The 22,825-nt window shown below is 67.8% G+C and carries 19 protein-coding genes; 8 read left to right on the top strand and 11 right to left on the bottom strand.

The annotated features are described in order from the left end of the window. Positions 1–73: 73 nt before the first annotated feature. Positions 74–1,393, bottom strand: a complete 1,320-nt coding sequence (locus ACIQU6_RS40900; protein ID WP_403487121.1) for a glycosyltransferase family 2 protein — start codon at positions 1,391–1,393, stop codon at positions 74–76. 1,112 nt (positions 1,394–2,505) lie between these two features. Here ACIQU6_RS40900 and ACIQU6_RS40895 point away from each other — a divergent pair. From ACIQU6_RS40895 to ACIQU6_RS40885, 3 genes are all read left to right on the top strand, one after another. Next, the gene (locus tag ACIQU6_RS40895; protein ID WP_403487119.1) at positions 2,506–2,652 is read left to right on the top strand and encodes a hypothetical protein; all 147 of its coding nucleotides are present in this window, start codon (positions 2,506–2,508) and stop codon (positions 2,650–2,652) included. A gap of 1,641 nt (positions 2,653–4,293) precedes the next feature. Beyond that, positions 4,294–5,193 carry an SDR family NAD(P)-dependent oxidoreductase gene (locus tag ACIQU6_RS40890; RefSeq protein WP_403487117.1) on the top strand — a complete coding sequence of 300 codons (900 nt, stop codon included), beginning with the start codon at positions 4,294–4,296 and terminating at the stop codon, positions 5,191–5,193. A 296-nt stretch (positions 5,194–5,489) separates the two neighbouring features. Beyond that, positions 5,490–6,071 carry a TetR/AcrR family transcriptional regulator gene (locus ACIQU6_RS40885; RefSeq protein WP_403487115.1) on the top strand — a complete coding sequence of 194 codons (582 nt, stop codon included), beginning with the start codon at positions 5,490–5,492 and terminating at the stop codon, positions 6,069–6,071. A 562-nt stretch (positions 6,072–6,633) separates the two neighbouring features. On the opposite strand, the gene ACIQU6_RS40880 is transcribed toward ACIQU6_RS40885, so the two are convergent. Continuing rightward, complete coding sequence (locus tag ACIQU6_RS40880) at positions 6,634–7,728, bottom strand: trypsin-like serine peptidase (RefSeq protein ID WP_403487113.1); 1,095 nt, start codon at positions 7,726–7,728, stop codon at positions 6,634–6,636. A gap of 613 nt (positions 7,729–8,341) precedes the next feature. Between ACIQU6_RS40880 and ACIQU6_RS40875 the strand changes: the two genes are divergently transcribed. Both ACIQU6_RS40875 and ACIQU6_RS40870 read left to right on the top strand, forming a co-directional pair. Continuing rightward, complete coding sequence (locus ACIQU6_RS40875; RefSeq protein ID WP_403487111.1) at positions 8,342–8,578, top strand: hypothetical protein; 237 nt, start codon at positions 8,342–8,344, stop codon at positions 8,576–8,578. A gap of 17 nt (positions 8,579–8,595) precedes the next feature. Next, positions 8,596–8,943: a hypothetical protein gene (locus ACIQU6_RS40870; RefSeq protein ID WP_403487110.1), complete on the top strand. Its 348-nt coding sequence runs from the start codon at positions 8,596–8,598 to the stop codon at positions 8,941–8,943. Between the two features lie 244 nt (positions 8,944–9,187). Here ACIQU6_RS40870 and ACIQU6_RS40865 read toward each other — a convergent pair whose 3' ends face one another. Beyond that, positions 9,188–10,243, bottom strand: a complete 1,056-nt coding sequence (locus ACIQU6_RS40865; protein WP_403487108.1) for a cytochrome P450 — start codon at positions 10,241–10,243, stop codon at positions 9,188–9,190. Between the two features lie 718 nt (positions 10,244–10,961). Next, entirely contained in the window at positions 10,962–11,636 is a 675-nt protein-coding gene (locus tag ACIQU6_RS40860; protein ID WP_403487107.1) for a response regulator, read from the bottom strand. Between the two features lie 1,183 nt (positions 11,637–12,819). Between ACIQU6_RS40860 and ACIQU6_RS40855 the strand changes: the two genes are divergently transcribed. Further along, a complete protein-coding gene (locus ACIQU6_RS40855) occupies positions 12,820–13,500 on the top strand; it encodes a response regulator (RefSeq protein ID WP_403487105.1) in 681 nt (226 codons plus the stop codon). Between the two features lie 181 nt (positions 13,501–13,681). Here the strand turns inward: ACIQU6_RS40855 and ACIQU6_RS40850 are convergent, their stop codons facing one another. The 5 genes from ACIQU6_RS40850 to ACIQU6_RS40830 form a co-directional block, all read right to left on the bottom strand. Next, positions 13,682–14,731 (bottom strand): cytochrome P450, encoded by a 1,050-nt coding sequence (locus tag ACIQU6_RS40850; RefSeq protein WP_403487104.1) that lies wholly within the window; start codon positions 14,729–14,731, stop codon positions 13,682–13,684. Between the two features lie 76 nt (positions 14,732–14,807). Next, on the bottom strand, positions 14,808–14,885 hold the full coding sequence (locus ACIQU6_RS40845) for a tryptorubin family RiPP precursor (RefSeq protein ID WP_403487127.1): 78 nt from the start codon (positions 14,883–14,885) through the stop codon (positions 14,808–14,810). Between the two features lie 569 nt (positions 14,886–15,454). Continuing rightward, a complete protein-coding gene (locus ACIQU6_RS40840; RefSeq protein WP_403487125.1) occupies positions 15,455–16,012 on the bottom strand; it encodes a peptidoglycan-binding domain-containing protein in 558 nt (185 codons plus the stop codon). Positions 16,013–16,497: 485 nt separating this feature from the next. Further along, complete coding sequence (locus tag ACIQU6_RS40835) at positions 16,498–17,493, bottom strand: sensor histidine kinase (RefSeq protein ID WP_403487102.1); 996 nt, start codon at positions 17,491–17,493, stop codon at positions 16,498–16,500. Between the two features lie 343 nt (positions 17,494–17,836). After that, the gene (locus ACIQU6_RS40830; protein WP_403487100.1) at positions 17,837–18,349 is read right to left on the bottom strand and encodes an ATP-binding cassette domain-containing protein; all 513 of its coding nucleotides are present in this window, start codon (positions 18,347–18,349) and stop codon (positions 17,837–17,839) included. Positions 18,350–18,627: 278 nt separating this feature from the next. Between ACIQU6_RS40830 and ACIQU6_RS40825 the strand changes: the two genes are divergently transcribed. Next, positions 18,628–19,503, top strand: a complete 876-nt coding sequence (locus tag ACIQU6_RS40825) for an oxaloacetate decarboxylase (RefSeq protein ID WP_403487098.1) — start codon at positions 18,628–18,630, stop codon at positions 19,501–19,503. 112 nt (positions 19,504–19,615) lie between these two features. Here ACIQU6_RS40825 and ACIQU6_RS40820 read toward each other — a convergent pair whose 3' ends face one another. Further along, the gene (locus ACIQU6_RS40820) at positions 19,616–20,788 is read right to left on the bottom strand and encodes an epoxide hydrolase family protein (RefSeq protein WP_403487096.1); all 1,173 of its coding nucleotides are present in this window, start codon (positions 20,786–20,788) and stop codon (positions 19,616–19,618) included. Positions 20,789–20,890: 102 nt separating this feature from the next. Here ACIQU6_RS40820 and ACIQU6_RS40815 point away from each other — a divergent pair, with 102 nt between their 5' ends. Continuing rightward, positions 20,891–21,466: a CGNR zinc finger domain-containing protein gene (locus ACIQU6_RS40815; protein WP_403487094.1), complete on the top strand. Its 576-nt coding sequence runs from the start codon at positions 20,891–20,893 to the stop codon at positions 21,464–21,466. A gap of 90 nt (positions 21,467–21,556) precedes the next feature. Here ACIQU6_RS40815 and ACIQU6_RS40810 read toward each other — a convergent pair whose 3' ends face one another. Continuing rightward, the gene (locus tag ACIQU6_RS40810; protein WP_403487123.1) at positions 21,557–22,219 is read right to left on the bottom strand and encodes a hypothetical protein; all 663 of its coding nucleotides are present in this window, start codon (positions 22,217–22,219) and stop codon (positions 21,557–21,559) included. Positions 22,220–22,825 lie beyond the last annotated feature (606 nt).

The raw sequence follows: 22,825 nt of genomic DNA, 5'->3' as shown, positions 1-22,825 counted from the left end.
ACCAACGCCAAGTCAACTGGCACTTCACCACCCAAGACGCCCGCACCCGACTCCGCCACCTATACCCCAACAGTTAGCCGCGACGGTCTACTAGTCTCGGGGTGGGGGTGTGGTGAACCGGGAGACGGCGCTCGTGGCCGGAGGCGCGCTCGCGTAGGACGAGCTCGGTGTTCACCTCGGTCGTGGTGATGCGGTGGATGTATGCGTGCCCGGTCAGACGTAGCCCGGTGGCGTTGAGTTCGGCGGAATCGACGTGGTGCCGGACCGGGAGCTCGATGGTGATGTCGTAGCAGTCATCAGGGATGTCAACTGTGGAGTGGCGGAAGTAGGGGTACAGGGCGTAGACGCACCCGTTTTCGACGTGGAGTTGAGGGTTCGTGGCGGCCAGGGTGGTGGTGCCGTAGCGGGTGGCGCCCTGGTCGAGTTCCCAGCGGGCGAGGGCGAGGAGCCCGTCGAGAAGGTTGTGGCGGATGAGGTGGCAGCGCAGCCGGACAACTGCGGGTAGGCGGGCTTCTAGTCCTTCGGTCCAGTGCAGCGCGACCAGGCCGGCTAGTTCGCGCAGGAGCCTGTCCTGGCGGCTGCGCTGCGGTTCCTGGCGCAGTTGCAGGACCACGGAGCGGAGTTCGATGGCGAAGTGCCGGTGTATCAGGGTGTCGCGGTCGGGGCCAGCTGGGACGTGCTGTGCGACGAGCTCGGTCATCGTTTTGAACAACTCGATCCACGTCCGCGTGGTGTGTGTCTGGGAGGTGATGTTGTTGCCGTCTTCTCGCGCAACCCAGTGGAGGCAGTCGTAGTCGGCTATCACGGATATCGCGGCGGCTTCGAGGTAGGCGGTGGCGACGAACGGCTGGTCCTCGCCGATCGACAGCCTTGTATCGAAACGAAGTTCAAGGCGGTCGATCAGCTCGCGGCGAAAGAGCTTCATGGGATTGAGCGTCCAGTAGACACGGGAGGCGTAGACATCGGTCCTGGGTTGGTTCCGCCGGAACATCGATCGGGGGGCGCTGCGGCCGCCTTCTCCGACGATCCGGCCCAGAACGATGTCGGAGCCGTTGGTGTCGGCTGCTGCAACCATGCGCTGCAGTGCCTGGGGCCCGAGGTGGTCGTCCGCGTCGAGGAAAAAGACGTACCGACCGGTGGCCTGGCCGATACCCAAGTTCCGAGGGCCCGCGGGTCCTCCGGAGTTCGACTGGTGGATCACGCGCATCAGCGGCGCCCGCTCCGCCAGGCGGTCGAGTTCCTGCGCCGTCCCGTCTGTGGAGCCGTCATCGACTGCGATCAGTTCGATCTGGTCCGCGCCCAGGCTCTGGTCGAGGACAGAAGTGACGCTGCGGGTCACATACGGCATGGCGTTGTATGCGGCGATAATGACCGTGACATCCGGTCCCGACATTCCGAGATACTCCATTCCTGCATTTCAGAGCAGAAGCCAGCACAGAGAACTCTCCAGCGCCGGGCAGGGGGTGCGGGCAGCGAGGGGCCAAGAGCCCGCAGCCACCCGATAGAGGCGAGCACACGATCAGAAGCCCCGACACGCAAACACGATGTGGGCATCTCTGCCGCTCGTGAAGTTGATGGCCAGGCGCGTCCGTTCGCTGCTGACCACGGCGACGATGTAGTGCCGGCTCAAGGCCGGCGAACGACACCCATACAAGCAACAGTCATTTGGAAACGGTCTCATTCTTATGTGCGAGCACACCGAGAATCGATTGCCGACCGGCCCCAAACCCCGCCGAAGAGCGACTCCTCAATCAACCTTCGACCCCAATCGAATCACGCTTGATGGCAATGCTGATCCGATCTCGACGGCGGCCGAAGCCTGCCCGTCTGGCGGCCTAACGCAAGCGGCCAAACTGGGTCGCGGTTCACCTTTCGCCAATGTCGATATCGAGTGAATCGTGACCCAGTTCGGCCGCGCCTGCCCCTGTGGCAGCGGCTGGTCGGCCTCAAGATACCGAGGCGGATGCAGTGCCCCGTGCGGGGGCTGGTCGGAGAGCGAGCGTCGTGCGGGCGCCTGTCACTACAGAGGCCGCGACTGATTCCGGCGACCGCCGGCGTGCCCCGGCCGCAGCCCTGCACGGCCCCAGGCGTCACGTACTTCCTCCCAGACACCCCTCCGTGCGACGTCATGCAGGCAGACCGAATGGAGTTGATTCCGCCGTGGTGAACGACGACAGCACGCGTCAGACTCCCCCGCACCGCAGGCCTGCTGAAGGCACCGCAAGGAGCGGAGCCCGTCAGCGGCAGGGCTGTTCCAAAGTCCTTTGGCGTTGGTGTAGTTGTTGGTCACGGTGTGATGAGGATGTTGGTGAGGGCTGTTACTGACAGATCGAGGCTCCTGTTGTGGGCGGATGACCTTGCGGGTCGTCGTCCAGAACCGGAGCCTCGATGTGCCGTCGGTCTGCCACTGTCTGTCTCGTCAAGCCGCCATCGCTGGGCGGGTGTTCGGGGCTGTCGTTGGTGGAGCGGCTGGTCAGGCTGCCGGACCCGTGCGATCGCCGGGGCGTGCGTGACCCGTTCGTGGCGGTGCTGCTGCTCGCCGCGTGTGCCGTGGCGGCGGGCGCAGGTTCGTACGCGGCGATCGGGCAGTGGGCCCGCAGCGCCCGGCAGCGGACACTTGCCCGCCTCGGTGCACGCTGCTGGCCCCGCTGAACGTGCGGATCGCGCCGAGCAGGTCGACGATCCGAAGGATCGTTTGTACCGTCTGCCTGGGTGGCCTGGCCGATTTGATGGGCGAGGGCCCGACGGGGTCCGGGTCGGTCGCGGTGGACGGCAAGAGCGCCCGCGGCTTGACGTACCGATACCGAGCCCGCCGCGCACCTACTGTCCGCGGTCACAGCGGCCGGCCGTGTCGTGAGCCAGCTGCGGGTGCCGGACAGGACCAACGAGATCTCCGCGTTCACCGCCCCGCTGGCTCCGCACGGGCGGCGTCACCACAGCTCATCGGCCGTCTCACCAGGTTGCAGTGGGGCATCGAGGCCGTCCACCACGTCACAGGGGTGACGTTCGCCAAGGACACCTCCCAGATCCGGACCGGGCACAGGCCAGAGACCATGGCCACCCTGCGCAACCTCGCCATCAACAAGCTCCGCGAGCACGGCCACACCAGCATCGCCGCCAGCCCCCGCGAGACGTCCTACGAGCCCTTCACCCGCCCCTCGACCTCCTCGACATCACCCCATGACCAGCAACTACATCAAGATCAAACGACTTTGGAACGAACCTGGCCCCTTGACCAGGGCCTCAGCAGCCTTCTCGGCCTGCGCTCGGTGCGCCGCGTAGACGTGCTCGAACTTCTTGCCCTGCTCGTCCCCGCCCCACGGCTCCCCCCAGCCCATCGATCGCGTGACGGAGCTTGGCCGTCGCCCGCTCCAGGGCGACGGACTCCCGGTGGAACGTTGGTGCGGTGGTCTTGAGTTGATCGGTGTCGACGTCGAAGCCGTCGCCAGCCATGCTGCCACTCCTCCCGATGCCGGACCCAGGACATGGAAATGACCCCCTACCGGCCGAAGCCGGTAGGGGGTTGATTCGCCGGTGGCCTGAACCAGTCAGCCCTGACGGCCGTCGAGGTCGCTGATCTTGCGTGTGGGCGTTACGCGTTGGTGGGCGCCAAAACCGAGCCAGATGGACGCGAGGGCGACTCCGGCGCCGATCACGGTTCGTTGACGGCTATGTCGGCCAGGGCGGGTACGGCGGTCCCGAGGAGGGACAGCAGACACAGGGCACGGCAGGTGGCGCAAGGCGTCGTGGAGTCACGCCCCTCCCCCGCAGTGGGAGCGGATGTATCGGACGAACTGCCTGCGAGGGACGACCAGTTGGCCTTGACAGGGCCGGAGACGGCGGACGCACCCTTGGGGCTGGGCAACCGTCCGGGATGGCGCCCGCGTAACGGGGCACGGGGCGCCGACATAGTGAGCCTTCGTTCTCTTGCGGTGCATCGGCTCGCCCGGCGGCCTCGCCGTGCCAACCCATGCAGCGGGGCGCGGACGGTGGGGCCTTCGTAACGGGAGACGGGCGGCGGGTGTCGTGGTTGCCGGGGTGTCGACGACGAACGACCACTCCGGCGGTGACGTGGATCGCCCCCAGGCTTTCACTGAGTTGATGCCGAGGGCAGGTCGGCGCAGCGGCTTCGGACTTCGGCCACCACCGCCTGTGCGTGCCTGGTAGCGCAGTGGACGCTTCATCACCGGCACCGCCACCCGAACCATTAACCGGATACTTCATCCGTTTGCATGCTAACGTCTCCAGCTAAACGGATGAACTATCCGATTGACTGTCGGGGTGGAGGAACTCATGACGAAGACAGCTGTGGTCACGGCCGGAACTGGAGGCATCGGCTTGGAGACCGCGCTGGGGCTGGCGGCCGCCGGATTCGCGGTCACCGTGGTCGGACGCGACAGCGAACGCGGAGCCCGAGCGGTCGAGCGGATCAACGCGACAGACCCGGCACACCCCGGCCGGTTCCTGCCCGCCGACCTCGCCTCGCTCGACCAAGTGCGCGCGCTCGCCGACCGAATCGCCGCCCACCATGCCGCCTCAGGGGAATCGCTGGCAGTGCTGGTCAACAACGTCGGAGCGATGTTCCCCGAGCGGCGGACGCTGGACGGGGTTGAGGCGTCGTTCGTCGTCAACCACCTCTCGCCGTACCTGCTGACGGAGCTGCTGCTGCCCACCCTGACGGCCGGCGCGCCAAGCAGGGTCGTGAACGTGACCTCGGGCGCGGTCGGGGTCGCCAGGCGGACGTTCGACGCCGTCGAGCCGCCCGGCGGCTACTACGGCTTCCACTGGTACGGGCGGGCCAAGCTGGCCAACCTGGCCTACACGTTGGACTTGGCCACTCGGCTGAACGGCACAGGAGTGTCGGTCTTCGCCGCCGACCCTGGAGGCGCCGCGACCGTCATGACCGACGGCACGCTGACCGACCCGAAGATCGTCTCTCCTGCCTTGCGACTGCTGTGGCCGCTGGTGCGCCGCAAGTTCGAACGTTCCACGTCCGGCCCGGCGTCCGTCGCGGCCAAGCCTTCGATCATCGCCGCCACCGACAGCGCCCTGACCGACCGGACCGGCGTGGTGATCGGTCCACAGATGCGCCCGATCGCTCCGTTCCGCGCGGCGACCGACCACCGTCTCGCCGAGGCCGTGCGCCGACTCAGCCAAGCCCACGCACCTACGACGGCCAAGGAAGGCACGTGAACACCCGCTGGTGAACGCCGGCCGACAGTTGGGCCCGTTATCTGCGCGGGCCAGGCCCTCACCGCCCCAACGCCCTTACAACTCGCCGCCGTTGTGGACGAGCTCGCCGCCGCAGCGGACGCCCAATCCCGGCCCCCGCCGTGACCCACCGCAACCCCCTGATACCGGCCGCCCGCCAGCATCAACTGGCCATGGGGCCATCCCACCCCAACACGCCACGGACACGCCATCCGAACGCCCCGCGTACGATCATTCCTCGAAGACACGCAAAGAGACGAGCGACCTGGACTGTCCCCATGACGACCACACAGCTGCGCAAGGACGCCGCCCGCAACTGGGACCGGATCGTCGCCATCGCCCGCGACCTGGTAGCCGAGGGCACAGCGCTTCAGCTCAACGACGTCGCACGCCGTGCCGGACTCGGTGTCGCCACGGTCTACCGACACTTCGCCACCCCCGAGGCGCTGCTGGAGACCGTCGCCACCCCCTGCCTGGAGGACCTCTGCGCACACGGCCAGCACGCACTGGCCGACTCCGACCCGTGGCACGCACTGGAAAGCTTCCTGTCCCAGATCGTCGAAGCGCAGGTCACCGACGCCGCCCTGGCACCGGTCGCCGCCGCAGCCACCGACGCCCTGCCGCGCACCACCGAACTCAAGAAGTCCCTTGCGTCGGCCGGAACCCAGCTCCTCGACCGGGCCCGCGACACCGGAGCGGTCCGCCCCGACCTCGCCGCCAGCGACCTCGTCCCGCTCATGTGCGGCATCGCCCACGCCGTGAACGTCCACGGTGGCACCCAGGCCAGCCGAATCGGCACCGCGCACCGCTACCTCGCCATGCTGCTCGAAGGGATGCGCACCGCACCACCGAACGCGTAGGCACGCCCACCCCGCCACCGCCGCGACGGTGACGCTCGCCTCGGCGATGACCGCGCACAGAGCGTGGCGGACCGCAGCCGCACCCAGTGCCTTGGACAGGGATCACCACCGCTCCCGAGGAGGCGAGCACCCTCATGGCGGTGTCCAAGGACTGCTTCTCTCGTTGTCGGGCCAAAGACCGCCAGGCACAGCAACCACGACGGGTTGGAGCACGAGGTGACTGGATGCCCCAGATGCGATGCGGCGGCGCACCAAAAGGCGGTGGGAGCCGGCTCACCGACGAAGCCGTGGACACCGTCAAGTCACAGGCGGGAATCGCCTTGTCTGAGCCGCGGCTCACCAGGCAAAGGAACGCCCCTACCGAAAATTGGCGGGGGCGTTCCCGCTAGACGTTGGAGTCGGGCACGGAGTGCGGTGCTTCGAAGGCCCCCGACCTCAGTTGAAACCCCTGGTCAACAACGACTTCCCGGCGAAGGCGAGCCCGACCTGCCTACCCTGCGCCAAGTACCCCACAACCGCACCGGACGTGAGCGTAGGGTGCGTCCTCCGGTGCGGGTGGGCGTCAACCTGTGGTGGCGGTGACCGGGTTGTAGGCGTGGGGGCGCAGGACGGCGCGGCCTGCGTTGGCGTCGTTGTAGAGGTCTTGGGCGTCCTTGCCGTAGAAGGGTGAGTAGGTGACGTTGTCGGCGTTGGCGTCGTTCCCGCCGCCGTTGTAGCCGCCTACGTTGCCGATGACGTTTCCGGTCTGGGCGGAAGGGTTGTAGCCGCTGATCCACGGGCCGCCGGAGACGCCCCCGTAGAAGCCGTTGCACTCCATCTGCATCTGCCGAAAACCCAGCAGCTTCCTGGTGACGACGTCACAATGCACGGCTTTGTGGGCGGGGTTGACCGCGGCGGAGTAGGGATAGCCGATCACCGTGACATGGTTGTTGTAACGCGGGGTCCGGGTGAACGTCAGGGCCCCGGTGACGTCTTCGACCCTCTTGCGCTTGTCGTTGGCGTCGACCTGGACGAAGGCCAGATCCAGATCTGATACCGCTTGCTTGGTGTTGGCCCGGTAGCGCGGGTCCACGAACAGGTGGGTCGCCGGGTAGAACCCGTAGGGTTGGGCCGCGGCGGAGTAGCCGAAATGGTAGTCGGGCACGAAGATCGCGTGCCTGGCGTGGGTGAGGCCGAGGGCGCAGTGCCCGGCCGTCAGGACGAGACTGCGTCCGTTGCTGTGCACCACACTGCCTGTGCAGTACGTGGCCTTACCGCTCACCGGGCTGCCGTCGTAGAAGAACGTTCCCACCATGGGCACCCCCTCGAAGTGCTCGGCCGTCCGGGGAAGCACACCGGCGAGACTGAGCTGTTCGAGAGTCTTCGACAGGGCCGACCCCAGCCGAACGACGCCTGCTACGTCGACGGGGAGTGCTTCGTCCATCCGCTGTGCGGTCCAGTACGCCTTCTCCTGTCGGTTCCGCGCTGGTCCCGGGAGGGGCAGGTGCCCCAACAGGCCCGAGACCAGGGGGACTTTGTCCCGGCCTGCTGGTCGAACGAGTTCGCTGGCATCCTGTCCCGCGGATGCCGGAGCCACCAGCCCCTGGCCGACGCTGAGCGCGTAAACGCACAGGGCGAACCCCACTGCTCCCACCAGCTTTTTCCTACGCACTGCCATCGAAAACCCCTTTCAGGACGAGCACTTGGACAACGGACTTCTACGGAAATTTCGTCAGGCGACCTGACGGTATGTTCAACGTGGACGGTGCGGCAGGGACACGGGGCGCCAGTCATCGGAGCGGCCCGCTCCGTAGACGCCGGCCCACGGCTGCTCGTCAGAAAGTGCGGCGTAGTTCCCTCGATGCAGCCGTCGTTCGGCGACATCTCCTGGGTTGGGAAGCGCCGTCCGGGATACCGGGCGCCTTTCGTCTGTCAGTGACCTGCACACACGCTGACAGTCTGCCGGCGAGGTGTTCTCGTGCGGCTGAATGTAACTGCGTGTCGACGCCTGCGGACAGGTGCTTGACCCAACCTTGAAAGGCTCACTACCAGGCACTGGCCAGTGGTGTGAGCCGACTTCAGAATGGCGAATCGTTCTTCCTCAACGCCCCCAAGGGGAGCGTCTGTTGGGGCGGTGGCCCGACATTACGCACAGTGCGGAAGGAACCAATCTTGTGGGCGAGAGCGCCATGGCGGCGTTCCAGATGGCGGTGGTCTGGGTGTGGCACAGCCGGGTACGGCTCAGCAATCGGCCGGCGTAGGCCACAACGTAGGCGTTCGGGGAACATGGGGTGCGGGAAATTCCTGCTCTCGACGAGGTCTCCAAGGGGGCCCGGACCGCCCCCGTTGCCGCGATGCTGACCGTCTCCGGCCCGGACGGGGCCGCGCTCGGCCCGTTCGCTGCCGACGCCCGGGACGCGGAGATCCCGGCCCAGCGCATTCACCAGACGTCCGCGGACCGGTACCCCTTCCTGGACACGGAACAACCGGCCACAGCCCCTCCCAAGCCGACCTGGTCCAGGGGCTGAACCCCAACCCACGGCTGGTGGTCATCGCCACGGGCCATGACCCGATCCAGGTGAAGCCCGAACTCCTGGTCTTCGGACGGCGTTCCGTCGCCCGCTGGTACAGCGGTCACGTCAAGGACAGCGAGGAGGCCATGGCCTTCGCTGTCCTCAAGGACGTCCGTCCCATGGTCGAGTCCCACCCTCTCGACCAGGCCGAGGCCGTCTTCCCGAACATGAGCCAGGCCAAGTACCGTGCCGCCCCCATCCCTTGGCCGTCGCTGCCTCCCAGGCGCACGCCCCAGAGTGCGGGCACCTGGCCGAGCGACACATCGCGGCCCCTTCACCAGAGCCAGCGCCAGCGCACTCCCCTACACCCGAAAATCTAGTGGTAGGCGCGAAGTTGTGCGGCGGCTTGGCAGGCCGCATGGGGAGTCTGGGGCAGCGCCCGTGCGGGAGGCCGCCGACGAAGGGAGGCCGGCCGTGTGTCCGGTCGGGAGGGGAGACGGTCCGCACCCCGTTGGCCACGGGGTGCGGACGGTCATGGACGATCGGGGCTACTAGAGCCAGACGTCCGGCACCCAGGAACTGGCGGGCTTGTTTCGGAAGATCCGTCGGATGGCAGCGATCATGTCAATCACCTCCCTTCGTCAGCGTGGGCCTGACGGGGGTCTTGAGGGCGCGCCGCAGGGCGAAGGGACGGGGCAGGACGGAGCCGGACACCACGGGCCGGGCATCGCCGCCGCTGACGGTCAGGTGGGCGTCCTGCGCCAGGGCGGTGACCGCCTCGGTGATCAGGCTGTGGGCGACGGCCGCACCGGCGCAGGTGAACGGCCCCGTGCTGAAGGGCAGATAGGGGCCTTGCCCACCTGGCTCGTTCCAGCGCTCGGGCCGGAACAGCTCGGGTCGGTCCCAGCGGCGGGCGTCGTGGTGCAGCAGGTAGGGGCTGACCGACAGGATCGTGCCCGGCGCGAACGAGAGGCCGCCGAATTCGAGAGCGTGAGGGACGGGCCGGCCGACCATCCAGACGAACGGACGGTGGCGTCCGGCCTCGCGCACCAGCGACTCCGTGGCCCACGGCCACGGCGGACCGGGCGGGTGGTGCATGCAGGCCAGCAGGAGCGACCACGCCACCGCATAGCCGATGTTGCCCACGATCGACTGGAACAGCAGCACGTACAGGTCCGTCACGGTCCGGTCGGTGGTCCCCTCGGGGCAGGATCCGATCACCGCGTCCAGTACGTCCCGCAGCTCGCCCGCTGCGGAGCCCTCCGCCCGGCGATTGCGCACCTGTTCGTTGATCGCGGTCATCAGCCCGGGGCGCAGCAGCTCGACCCGTGCCCGCTGCCACATGTACCGCTGGCGTGCGGTCAGTCCGCCTGCCACGGCCTTCGCCATCAGCCGCCGCAACGCGGGCGGCGCATCGGGGTGCAGCAACGCGTCCGCGGTGCACCGGTACACCAGTGACGGTCCCGCATCGGGCCACTGGGTGACTGGGCCCAGCCTGACCACCGCCTCGGCCAGGCACTGACGGTAGGCGGGCAGGTGCGCCCGCATCACGTTCCGAACGGCGTGGCCGACGGCGATCTGGGCGGGCCGTGAGGGCAGCATGTCCCCGAAGAACGTGGAGACTCCGGTGTGAAAGACCGGGTCGTGCAGCACTGTGAGCGCTAGTTCGGTGTCCCTCACGCACCAGGCGCCCCATGGGAGCCGGAACACCTCTGCCGGGCTCCGGCGAGCGCGGTCCTCTAGGTACCCGAGCGGATCACGCCGGAACCGGCGCATCTCCCCCACGCTCACCGCACGCCTCCACAAAGCCGAAGGGCCATCAGTCGGGCCGTCCGCCATCGCCGCTGGCGCAGCGGACTTGCCCGTGCGAGCTTGCTCCATGCTGCAGGGGCGGGACCCACCTGTAAAGGTGCAGTCCCGCCCACCGCTGCCTTCCAGGCACACGCCCCAGGGTGCGGGCACCACGCCGAATGACACATCGCGGCCGCTCACGGTCCACATCACACTGGCCGGCACCGACTCACAACGAGTGCCAGGAACACGTCCGCAATGCGCTGGATCAACGGTGAACGGGTGGGCTCGCAGGCACGCCGTGACAGCGTGAACCCGGCCACCAGGTAGACCATCGGCATCTGCGCCGAGGGCGGCGAGAACGAGGCCGCCAGGCAATCACAGCGGCCAGGGCGGCATTCAACGCCACGCCCTGGAAGGGCGATCGGCTCCTACGCGCCCGAGTTCTTGGCGGGATGGCGGACTCATCAGCGAACGTCCCATTGCGAATGACGGAACGGCCCATCAACTCCGCACGCTCATGCGTAAATTAGCGTGATCTCCATCGCAGAAGGCTCCGAGTGCCATACCGAAGCGATGAGCAGTTCCCCTCGTGATGGGCGACGCCTCACACCACGTTGCGCTCGGAGCCTGCCAGTCCCGCCTCGTAGGCCAGGATCGCCGCCTGGGTGCGGTTGTCCAGCTCGAGTTTGGCAAGCATGCGGGAGACATAGGTCTTCACGCTCGCCTGGGACAGATAGAGCCGTCGGGCGATCTCGGCGTTGGTCAGCCCCGCGCCGAGGAGTTCCAGTACGCGTCGTTCGCTCCCGCTGAGTTGGGCCAGCCGCTCCTGGCCAGCGGCGGTGGTGCGCCCCCGCTTGGTCGTTGAGGCGCGGCGCACGAGGCTGTCGAGGACCTCTGCGGAGACGACGCGGCCGCCGCACAGGACGGTGCGGAGCGCGGCAGGGAGCTGCTGCGGACACAGGTCCTTGAGGAGGAATCCGGCGGCTCCGGCTTCCAACGCGTCCAGCACCCGGTCGTCGACATCAAAGCTGGTGAGCATGAGCACTTTGGGCGGCCGGGTGAACCGCATCAGCTGTTCCGTGGCCGCGATGCCGTCGAACCGCGGCAGTCGTACGTCCATGAGCACCACGTCGGGGCGGTGGGTGCGGGCCTTCGCCAGGGCGTCGGCACCGTCCTCGGCCTCCGCCGTGACCTTGAAGCCCGGTGCCGTGCTCAGCAGGAGGCACAGGCTCGACCTGATCAGTGGCTGATCATCGACCACCAGTACGGACGCGGTCACGTGGTTCCCTCACTACTCGCGAATTCGAGCACGGCGATTCGCCGAGCGTGCCCGAATCCCAATTCATGGATATTCCTACCCTGTCATGCACCACCGAGAAGTTCGACGGGACCTAGGTCCCACTGACTCCGTGCCGAAGGTCCCTGAATTCCCCCTTTCGCCCTTTCCTGGCAATGCGTTGGTTGACAACTCGACCCAATGGAGGGCGCCTTCACAGAGAGCGCATGCCGTTTCGGACGCTTCCTAGGTGGCCGAGAACCCGAGGATCTTTCATCAGAAGGAAAAGGCGCCTCTCGACGATACTTTATGAGTGAAGTAATTGTGCGGGCTGTATTATTCACTTGTGTGTGGGGGCGCCCCGCGCCGTCGACGACGGATGCGGGCGGCCCGTGTGCCAGAACTGGAGCACGGTCGGTCGGGCTACAAGGACGTGTGTTGTACCGACGAGCTTCCGACGACACCAAAGGCAGCTCTCATGATCTCCCGTCTCTCCCCGGGTCACACCACACGGGCCGAACCACAGGCCGCCGGCGCACCAACCGCCAACAACCCTTCAGCGGTGCGGTGCTATGTGTGGTGCGGCTCGCGGCCCGTCATGGAGGCATGTGGCTACGTCGAGGTCATCGACCGCGAGGCAACCGACAGCCAGGAGGCCGTCGCAAAGGTCACCCAAAGCCACAGCGCACCCACTCCCGGGATCCCTTGTCGGGGCGTCGGCAACGCTCCTTGGCGCTCCGCCGGACGCCCCTCGGTCGAACGGCACCCGGGCCGACTCACCCGCGGCAAACGCACAGCACTCTCGATGCTAGGTACCGGAATGTCCAACACAGGCAGCGACAGTGGCCGCTGGACACGCAACGGCCCCGTCACGGGTCGTGCCCGGCCGCTGACAGCACAGCACGGCACCGTCAATCAGGTCCAGGCGACGCGGTGTTGGCTCCCCTACGCACCGGCCCCGCGGCGGACGTCGCGACCGGCGAACCGCGACGTCCCGGAACACTGACGCCGGGCCCACACACCAGCGCCCCACACTCCAGGAGCCACGAGCGGAAGCGCGACACACCAACTCCCGCGTCCGGTGCCTGCCCTCGCTCCCTTAACGATCACATCCGGCCGCCGGGTGCCGACATGCGCGCCCGAGCCGCCCGGCGCACCCTGAAATGAACCAAGAACGAGGTGACCTATGCCCATCCGTGTACTTGTCGCGGACGACCAGGCCATCGTTCGAATGGGAGTGACCATGCTGGTCAACTCCTCGGACGACTTCGAGGTCGTCGGCGAAGCGGGCGACGGCGCCGAGGCGTTGGCGCTGGCAACGATGCACCAGCCCGACATCGTGCTGATGGACCTGAACATGCCTGGCATGGACGGGATCGAGGCCACCGGCCGGCTGATGCAGATGCCTGAACCGCCCAAAGTGCTGATGCTGAGCGTGTTCGACACCGACACCCGGGTGCTGGCCACGCTGCACGCCGGGGCCTGCGGCTTTCTGCTCAAGGACCTCAAGCCCGATGAGTTGTTCGCGGCGCTGCACAGCGTCGCCGCCGGATGCCGGGTGATCGCCCCCGATGTCATGGCGAGCCTGGTGCGCCGCGCCGCAGACCAGACCCCGATCCGCGTCAACGGGGCCGCCGAGAAACTGTCCCTGCTCAGTCAGGGAGAACGCAAGGTGTTGGCCCTGGTGGGCGCCGGCATGACGAACGCTCAGATCGCCCGCTCCCTGTGCCTGTCGGGAGCGAGCGTCAAGACCTACGTCTCACGGACCTTGGCCAAGCTCGGCCTCGACAACCGCACCCAGGCGGCACTGATCGCCTACGACATGGGCCTGGTCTCCCCCGGACCCACGGATGAAGTCCAACGTTGACTGTTCCACACGCCTCATCGCCCTCTTGAATCGGACGCAGAACGGCGGCGTCCACCCGCTCCTTCGCCGCCCACGCCGCCCACGCTGGGGCAACGTCGCTAGGGATACACCGTCATGACGGCCCATCAATCCAAACAGTGCTGCGCCGGGTCGTCGGCGGTCGACCAGGGCCGCAGCTGTGTCATCCGCGGGCTACCCGGACGTCCGAGACTTCCATGAGGCCGTCGAGTTCGACCCGGCCGACGGTCTGCGCGGGGTCCACCGTGAGGCCGTCCCGGCGCACCAGGTCGAGGAGGCGTTCGGCGAGTGGCATCACCATGTGACGGCCCCAGCAGCGTTCGTTGGCGTGGCCGAACGGCAGATAGCCGGGGTGGTAGTCGGGGTCCAGTCCCGCCCACCGTTCGGGACGGAAGACGTCCGGGTCCTCCCACAACGCGGGGTCGCGGTGGCTCAGGAGGGGCAGCAGCAGGACGTCGTCCGCCGGTCCGATGCGGGCGTCCAGCGCGGTGAATTCGGGAGCGGCCGCCCGGAGGATGTTCCAGGACGGCGGTAGCAGTCGGAGCGCCTCGGCGATCAGGTGCCGGTTGGGAACGTCGTCGTCGAACGGCGCGCCCAGCCAGACCGCGTTGGTGACCAGTGCGGCCACGGTGAAGCAGATGGGTGCGGCCACGCGTCGGTAGAGGTACATGGCGTACCGGCGGTCGGGGAAGTCGGTGGCGCCGAGGACGAGGGTGGCGAGCTTCGAGAGGGGTTCGGTGCTGTCGGGGCGGCGCAGCAGGGCGGCAGCCGAGGTGACGGCGGACCAGGTCAGTTTCGGGGTGAGTTCCAGTCTGCGGTCGACCAGGACCCTGAAGCGCAGGAGTTCCCGTCCGAAGACGAGGTCCCGGAGGTAGGCGTGCGGTACCTGCGGCCACGGGCCGGTCAGGTCGACCGATGTCTCCAAGGGGCGTTGGAGCGCTTTGCGCACGTCTGCGGCGACGGCCTGCATGTAGGTGGCCGCGTCGGCCCGGCTGACGCGCCGGCCGAGGACCGGTTTGAAGGTCGGGCGTTCCTCGGCGTTGGCCGGCCGGCTGCGGAGCAGGGCGTCCATCAAGTCGGCGCCCGCGACACCGATGGTGGTGGGCTCCAGTCGGAACAGGTCCTGGCCGGTGTGCCGGCTGAGCAGTGCGTCGATCCTGGGCGCGAAGCGCACCTGCCGGTCGCCACGGCTGGCGGTCGGTCGCTGAGACATCGGGAACCTCCGGGAACGCGGCCGGTGGCGGGCCGTCACGCCCGGCCCACCACCGTCCTCTACGGGCGTGGGCCGGTTAGATCCAGCCGTACCACGCGTACGCCTTGAGGCTCTTGTCGCTGCGCATCCGCTTCACGAGACGAACGAACTTCATCCGTACCTCCATCGCGGGGAAGGACTGTTCCCCAGTGGCAGGCCGCCGAATGGATCTTCGACCGCGGCAGCAGTGAATGCTGACGCCTGAGCCACGTCAAGTGACTCGTTTCACATCAAAGAACTACCGTCACGCGTTTCACGGGCATTCCCGGCGTGAGAGGGCCGAGGGCGCACCCTGAAGCGGGCGATTGATCCCGATGTAGCGGATATGCATGCCAAATCGCGCATAGAACAGCGGTGTTGGTGGATGTGACGATGCAACGAATATTTTGCGGAACGGACGGTCGGACGTCCGGCAACGCGGCGTGATCGCCGGGCCCTTCGTGCATGACGCGGCAACTGCTCGCGCCCGATCAGGCCGACGAGGACGGCGGAGGAACCATGTGGGACGCAGGGGTGGCCGAGGGACGCTTCAAGAGAGATGAGCCGCTAGCCGAAGCACCCGCCGCCGGGGTCGACTTCGTACCGCGGTGTCGCACGGCGCTGTGCCACGCCGGTGGCTCGGCGGGCGGGACGTTCACCGCCACTCGGCAGGACCAGGACCATATTGGGCAGTCGTCCGGGCGGTCACAGCCGCGCGGCCCAGGCATCCAGAGCCCTCCGGGTGTGAGGACCATACTCTCCGGGCCCATCGCCCCGGACGCCGTCCCAGTTCTGGAACTTCAGGACCGAGGCAACGGTGTCCGTGTCGTACGAGCCGTATTGACAGCCGTGGTAGAGGCCCAGGCGCCACAACGTGTACTGGACGTCGCTGACCGCGGCGCCGGAGTCGCCGTAGCGGAGCACGCCGTTGGCGCCACCGCCGGTTCCGGTATTCGGACCGCTGGCGGGAGGTGCTGCGGGAGAGACGGACGGGCTACCCGGGGTGGGAGTCGTACCCGAAGAGCCGCTGCCACGGCTCGGGCCGTCCGTAAGGCCGGGACGCCCCGCATCCGGAGAACCAGGCGAACCGGAGGGCGTCCCGGATTTCCCCCGTACCGGCCCGGACGCATCTGACGCCCCACTGGGGCTCTGCTCCCGCGTCGCGCTCTGATCCCCCTTTCCTGGCTGGCCACCGGTGTGGTCTGCACTGTGAGGTGCCGGTGTCAGACCGTCGGCGGCGCTGCCGGCATCCGGCAGGCTCATGGCCGGATCGGCACCACCACGCTCCAGAACGGGCACACCGATGCCCAGAGCTGTCAGCAAGACCACTCCCCCGGCCGCCGCGGGGAGCCAGCGCCGCCGCCCCCTGCGATGGGAGGCGGGGCCGGGCAGGGAGACGTCGAGCTGGTGCACGGGAGTGGTGAACTCGGCGGTCTCCTCGCACGATGCCTCCGTCACGGGCGGCTTCTTCACCGGGCGCTCCCCGGAGCGTTCCCCTCAGCAGCTGCGCCCGACGAGGCGGGAGTTGACCGCTCCCCCACCGCCGAGGCGGGATCCGAATCCCCGGCTGGGAGCAACATCTCCAGGTACTCGGGAACGCAGACGAACTCGTCCGCGCACAGGGGGATCCAGCACAGTCCGGACCAGCCGGCGGCCCGGGATACCGCCCGGAGCATGGGGTTCGGCACGCGAACTCCTTTCTTCTCTGTGGTGCTTCAAGGCCAGGAGACGGCTGGGGAGCCGGTCGTTCAGCGCTTCGGGGCGGAGCCGCGACGAGCCACCGGGCGACCGGGAACCTTGGACTGCTGGGGGCAGGCGAGGACCGCGTGGAGACGGAATCCACCGTTCGGCAGAGCCCTGGTATCCAACTGCCCACCAGCCTCGGTGACTGCTTCCCGCAGGCCGCGCAGGCCCAACCGCCCGGAATCCGGCCTGGCCGAGGCGACAGCGGCGGGCCCGTTCTCCACCGAGAGGGCCACGCTGGCACCCGCGAAGGCCAGCGTGACATGGGCCTCGGCACCGGGCGAGTGCTTCACCACGTTCGTCATGGCCTCACGGCTCAACCGGCACAGCAGTTGATCGGCGGCAGGTGGCAACTCCCGCCGACTACCCTCCAGCCGGTAGGAGACGGTCATGCCCGCCTCAGACATGTTGCGCACCAGTGTCGGAAGGAAATCGGCTGCTGACAGCGACCGCCCGCCCGGTGGCTCCTCCGCGTCCTCCGGCTCACCCAATATCCCTATGGTGGCGCGGAGTTCGCGCATCATCGCACTTGCTGTATCTGCTATCCGCTCGGCAGTCTCGTGCGCCCTGGGCGGCAGGTCCGGCATCCGGCTCAGGGCCCCGGCGTGCAGGGTGAGCACCGATGCCTGATGGCCGACGTTGTCGTGGATGTCGTGGGCGAGGCGGGCACGCTCCTCCAGTCTGGCGCACCGCTCCGCGTGCCCCACCGCCCGTTCGGCCCGGTCCAAACGCTCGCGCAGCAGGATCTGCAACTGCCGTACCCTGCGCATCAACTCCCCCATCACGAAGGGCAGTAGCAGATAGCCGGCCAGTACGTGCCCCGTCTCCTGAATCGCGGGCCCGCTGGTCCAGGTGAGCACCTGGGCAGCGAGGTACCCGAGGGCCGCCCCGGCCACGGCCAAGTGGCGCCGCCGTCCGCCGTATTGGCCCAGCGAGTAGACACCGATGATCAGCGGGGTCAGTTCGTCGGCGGCGAACGCCGCCAACAGGGCAGCCGCCACGCACAGACCGGGGTGCCTACGGCGGACCACCAGGGTTGCCGCAGCCCCAACAGCGCAGAGACAGCCAGCGATGGGGCTCCCGGCGAGACCGTTCCCGTCTGTGGTATGGACCAACGTGCAGGAAACGACGGCCACCAACACGGCCACGGATACGTCCAGCGATCTTCGGTGCTGGGCGAGGCCCGAGAACCAGCCGATGTCCGGCAGTAGTCGGGGCAATCGGGCGGCCATCCGGCTCCTCGCGGGGTTGTCGTGGCGAACACGGCGGACGGACAAGGCGACACACGGCGCCCTTCCGATCCGGCAATCTGTCTCTCCGTCAGCGATCCGTCTCACGTCAGCTCTACGCCCCGGCGCCGCCCTCAAGCAGCCCCGCGTCCTGGTACGCCACTCGCTGGGCCACCAACCACCCTTCGCCAAGGGCGAGTTGTGTGTCCCGCCGATACGGCGAGGTCCTGCGCAGCACATCCAGCTTCTGGCCAGTGGCCTCGGCCAGTACCGCCAGGTTCTCCTCCGAGGTGGCCCCGGGCCCCTGCAGGTCCGCGGCGCCCTTGCGCAGCGTGGTCAGGAACTTCTGGGCGGCGCGCCGGTGAGCGAAGGTGACTGGGGCGCCGAACTCCCCGAGGCACCGTCGCACCATCCCCACGGAACGCAGGTCGAGCCCGCCGAGCACGCTCAGCAGAGTGGGCTTCCCACAACCGGACGGTCCGATGACGCAGACGAGTTCGCCGCCTTCCACCGTCAGCGACACGCCGTCCAGGACAGACAGCACCTCACCCTCGGACGAGAGGAAGTGGCGCTGTATGCCCTCTGGCGACAGCACGGGCGCGGGGGTTTCGGCGGCGCGGATGCTCACCCCCAAAAGGTATTGAGGCCGTAGTGCCGCGCACAGTCTCCATATGGCGACAAAAATCCGACGGTCGGTCGGCCTAAGGTGATGAGCCAACAAGCCCAGTGGGGTGGGTACCGCTCCTACCGGCGGGCATGGCTCAATGCGTTGGTCGCCGTTGCGGGCACAGGGAAGAGGACGCAGGCATCGGGGCACCCTGCCCCGACTCAACGGCACCCTGGCGCGCCGTCAAATGCCCTGCGGTGAAGGCCATTTGCTGGGCCGCGCCCACTCGATATCGAGCAATGGAGAGACTGTTGTTGACCCATGGTGAGTCCCTGAGAACACTCCTGGCAGGGCCGGAGATCGTTCTGGCGCCAGGAGCGGCCGATTCGATCACCGCCCGTCTCGTGGAAGCGGCAGGCTTCCCCACGGTCTACATGACCGGCCTCGGCGCGACGGCAAGCCGATTGGGCATGCCTGACATCGGCCTGCTCAGCCAGACAGAGATGACCGAACACGCACGGAACATGACGCGTGCGGTGTCGGTCCCGGTGATCGCCGACGCCGATACCGGGTACGGAGGCCCGAGCAACATCGACCGCACGGTGCACGAGTACCTCCAGGCCGGTGTGGCGGCGATCCACCTCGAAGACCAGACCTCGCCGAAGCGGTGCGGGCAGATGAGCGGCGTGCGGCTGCTGGACGCGGCCAGCAGCGTCAAGCGCCTGAAATGCGCCGTGCGGGCGCGTGGAACCACCGACCTGCTGATCATCGGCCGCACGGACGCCCTGCCCGCGGAGGGAATCACGGAAGCGGTCCGACGAGCCCGCCTCTACCAGGACGCGGGGGTCGACCTCGTCTTCGTCGACGGCGTCAAAACCATCCGGGAGCTGGAGGCCGTAGCCGCTGCGGTCGAAGGTCCCAAGGTGGTGTCCATCGTGGACGGCAACGAGACAACGGCACTGACAGCGTTGGACCTTCAGGAGCTGGGGTTCTCCTTGGCCTTCTACGCCGTGACGGCCCTGTTCACCGCCACGCGGGCGGTCGCCGACGCCCTGACACACCTCCGATCCACCGGAACCCCCGCAGGCGGGCCGCCGCAGCACACCTACGAGGAGTTCTCTCAACTCGTCGGAGTCGACGTCCACAAGGACCTTGATGATCGATTCGGCGGCTGACACCACAGGGCCAGGCAGAGCAGGCACGGGACTGGGACCGGCCACTTTCACGACGTGCCGAGGGCCGGATTCGCGCAGGACTGGGCCGGCCCCACCCAGCCTCCAGCCGCGTTCACCGATGAGCGGCCAGCACTGCCGCGAGGCCCTCCTGCAGATCCTTGACGAAGTACTCGGGAACCTCCAACGACGGGAAATGACCCCCGGTTTCAGCCGACCTCCACCGGACGATCTGTCGGTAGCGCTCCTGCGCCCAGGGGCGCGGGCACTTCTCGATGTCGCGGGGGTACACAATGATCGCCGACGGGACGTCGACCCGAAGTTCGGGGTCGAGCGAGAGGTGGCTTTCGTAGTAGATGCGGGCTGACGATGCGCCGGTTCGTGTCAGCCAATACAGGGTGACGTTGTCAAGAACCCTGTCTCTGGAAATCGTCTCGAACGGGCTGTCCTCGGTATCCGTCCACTCAGCGAACTTGTCAAGGATCCAGGCGAGAAGCCCGACTGGTGAGTCGACGAGCGAGTAACCGATGGTCTGCGGTCGGGCCGCCTGCTGCTTCGCGAACGCTGCGCGGTGGCTCCAGAATTCGCGGGTTTCCTCGGCCCATTTGCGCTCGGCCGCCGTCAGCCCGTCCGTCGTCAGGCCGGGCGGTGCCTGCGCGGTCGTGGTGTGGATGCCGAGAACGTGCGCCGGGAACCTGCCGCCGAGGACCGTGGTGATCGGGCCTCCCCAGTCGCCGCCGTGAGCCAGGAACTTGCCGTAGCCGAGCCTTCCCATCAGCTCCACCCATGCCGCCGCGATCTTTTCGATCCCCCACCCGGTGGTGGCTGGCTTGTCGCTGTAGCCAAAGCCCGGCAACGACGGAACCACGACGTGGAACGCCGGCGCGTCCGCATCTTCCGGATCCGCCAACTCGTCTACTACATCGACGAACTCAGCAATGCTCCCCGGCCAACCGTGCGTCAGGATCAGAGGAGTTGCATCTGCGCGCGCGGACCGGCGGTGCAGGAAGTGGATCCCCAGACCGTCAATGGTCGTGCGGAACTGACCGATCCGGTTAAGGCGCGCCTCGAACGACCGCCAGTCGTACCCGGTACGCCAGTAGTTCACGACATCGACGAGGTCGGTGAGCGGAACGCCCTGTTCCCACCGGCGAGGGTCGGGCCCGGCGCGATAGACCGTCTCGGCCTCCGGTAGCCGCGCCGCGGCCAGTCGCGCGCGCAGATCGTCGAGGTCAGCGTCAGTTGCGTGGACTTCAAACGCTTGCACGTCGCTGATGAGGCGGGACATGAAACCTCCTGGCCATCGCGGAACCGGCTACGACTTTCGCGAACCACCTAAGACGGTTCTAACAGCCCTCTACGCCCACACGCAACCCGCTAAGGTGGTTCCATGCGCGCCAAGTTCCCTGACTTTCGCCTCGGCAAGGTGCTAGCGACCAGCTTCACGGCGACCCTGACGGAGCGTCATGGCGACGCCGTGGAGCGCATCCCCACGCCGCACCGACTCATCGACTGGCTGGCAGCGAACGGCCTCGCCGTGGACTCCTGCACCACCACCCAGCTCGACCTCGCCCGGGAGCTGAGGGAGTCGATTCACGCCGCCGCGACAGCGACCGCGCTCCAGGACCCACTCCCTGCATCCGCCGTCCAAGTCATCAATGACTGCAGCGCTCAGGGGCGGGCCGCGGCCGTCCTGGCGCCCGAGGGTAAGCGACGATGGCAGCTCAGCTCGGCTTCCTGCGTGGAAGACGCCCTCAGCGTGATCGCCGCCGACGCCATCAGCATCCTCGCGGGCGAACGAGACGGAAAACTGGCCCTGTGCGCATCACCGACCTGCCTGGCCGCCTTCTTCGACACCAGCCAAAGCCGCACCCGCAAATGGTGTGAGATGAACACGTGCGGCAATCGTCAGAAGAAAGCACGCTTCCATGCCAACCAGCGCAAAGACTCCGGACCAGCGGAGTGATCGCTACCTCGGAACGTTCAAGTGGGCCGCACGCCCGCGACGCACCTGTCGGGCCGGATGCCTCCCAACAGCACGGCTACCGATGGTTTGTTAATCCGGGCGGTTGAGGTTGATAGGTCTTCCACTGGTGACTGCGTCAATGCGGGCTTGTAGTTGGGTGGGTGGTGGTCTGGTGGACCATGCCTGCCACCAACGTTTCAGCGTGATGGACGGGGTCAGCCAGCTGCGGACGTTGCGGATTGCCTGGGGACAGCAAGGTCGGTCGGGGCTGGTGGGGCTGATTCGGCCCCCTCTCTGACCGCCTGTCTGGGTCGGCCGGGGGTGGGGGCTGTCGGTGGCGCGTGGTGCGCCGGGGCGGGGCAGGTCGGTGGCCAGGTACCAGGTGTTCTTCTCGGGCAGGGTGACGGGGTCGGTGGTGGCCACCACCAGGCGTGTTGGGCTGTCCGGGCCCCACCATCCCAGTGTGGCGTCGGCGGCCCACCAGGTGGCGGCGTGTCCGTCGCGGAAGGTGCGGGTCACCAGGATCCAGTCGCCAGGGGCTCGTGGGCCGTTCCAGCGCAGTTCACGGGCGGCGTCGAGAGGCGTGTGCGCCTGGCCGCCGTAGAGCCAGGTCCCGCGACGTCGTTTGAGGGCCATCACCAACGGGAGCCCGGTGTGGCGGAGTTCACCGCGGAAGTCGTCGACATCGCCGTAGGCGCAGTCGGCGACCGCGGCCCTGAAGGTGACGTCGGCGGCCTGTGCCTGGCGGGCCAGGCTGGCGGCGATCTTCCCTCAGCGCGACGTGCCTCTCCAACAGGCGCAGCGACCACCGGGCACGGCCCTTGGGCGGCGTCGGGCAAGCCAGCGCGATCAGCCTCGCCTCGACCTCACCGGCCACCGAGGAGGGAACCGGGGGGACACCGGGGGCAGGCGCGTTCCTTCCGGCCGAACCGTGGCCCACACATCACCGCCGGCCTGCGCGTAGCGCTTCGAGACCAACCGGACCGTCTCGCACGAGACCCCGACCCGCTCCGCAATCACCGCCCGCGGATCGACCGCACCGACCGACGTATCCAGCGCGAGCAACACCCGCGCCCGCCTGATCACGGAAGCGCTACGGACCCCCGTCGTGGTCACCCGCACCAACGCCTGACGATCCTCAGCACTCAAGGCAATCGGATACTTCTTCTGTGACGACACAACACCCCGCCCGACCGAAGTGAAGCGACGAGGAACTGCCCGACCGCCAACTCCACCAACCAGAACCATACTTCGCCGCGACAATCTAGTAGACCGTCGCGGCTAACTGTTGGGGTATAGGTGGCGGAGTCGGGTGCGGGCGTCTTGGGTGGTGAAGTGCCAGTTGACTTGGCGTTGGTC

This window comes from Streptomyces sp. NPDC090442, from assembly GCF_044769405.1.
Taxonomy (GTDB): domain Bacteria; phylum Actinomycetota; class Actinomycetes; order Streptomycetales; family Streptomycetaceae; genus Streptomyces.
Note: the sequence above shows the minus strand (reverse complement) of the source record. Positions and strands in the feature narration are given on the sequence as shown.